Source organism: Levilactobacillus senmaizukei DSM 21775 = NBRC 103853, assembly GCF_001592085.1.
Taxonomy (GTDB): domain Bacteria; phylum Bacillota; class Bacilli; order Lactobacillales; family Lactobacillaceae; genus Levilactobacillus; species Levilactobacillus senmaizukei.
In genome coordinates, this window is record NZ_BCWD01000065.1 from 1 (window position 1) to 993 (window position 993).

The window sequence follows — 993 nt, forward strand, 5'->3', positions numbered from 1 at the left end:
AAAGCGATGGAAAAGCGACTGGCTTCGCTGTCTGAGGAGAACGAAATCCTAAAAAAAGCCCTGGGCTTCCTTGCGCAGAAGTAACCAATATTTTTGATTACATTCACCAAGAAAGCCATCACCACCAGATAACCAAGATGTGCCGAATCCTCGGTGTTTCCAGAGCTCAGTATTATCGTTATCGATCCCCCAAACCTTCAAAACGCCGGGCCGAAGATGCGGGCTTGAAACAACGGATTCTGCGGATCTTTGCGGAATTTAAGCAGCGATACGGTGTTATGAAGATCCACCATGAATTGAATCTGGAACTTCAACCACTGCAGCTTCAGTGCAGTCCACGACGGATTTCCCGGCTCATGAAGGAACTGGATATCCACTCCGTTACCGTCAATAAGTGGAAAGCGGCTTCGGCTTCCAAAACCAAGGTTGAACAGCGTCCCAACTTGCTTAAGCAGGATTTCTCGACCACTGGTTTAAATCAAAAATGGACCGCTGATATGACCTATATTCAAACGAAGCGTAATGGCTGGTGTTACTTATCAACCATCATGGATCTGCACTCAAGACGAATTATCGGCTATTCATTCTCAAAAAAGATGGCTACTGATTTAGTCTTAAAGACCCTGGAAAGCGCGGTTAAAAATCGAACCATTACTGGGGACCTGATTATCCACACAGACTTAGGATCACAGTACACCAGCGATGATTACAACCAACGTTTAACTGAGCTACATATCCGCCACTCATACAGCCGTAAGGGTTGTCCGTATGATAATGCGCCAATGGAATCCTTCACGCTTCCCTCAAAAAGGAATGTGTTTATCCAGTGCCGGTCTTTGAAGATTATGAAACTGCCGCTGCTGTCCTTTTTGAATATGTGCATGCTTTCTACAATAGGAAGAGAATTCATAGTTCACTGGGCTACCAGACCCCCTTACAAGTTGAAATCGCAACACTTACGAGCCAAATGGCCGCCTGATTTAATGCTTTCCA

The 993-nt window shown here is 45.3% G+C and carries 1 protein-coding gene; it reads left to right on the forward strand.

The features are described 5' to 3' along the window. Positions 1–137: 137 nt before the first annotated feature. The coding region (locus LSE01S_RS10640) for an IS3 family transposase (RefSeq protein ID WP_235808345.1) at positions 138–993 on the forward strand (856 nt) is incomplete at its 3' end.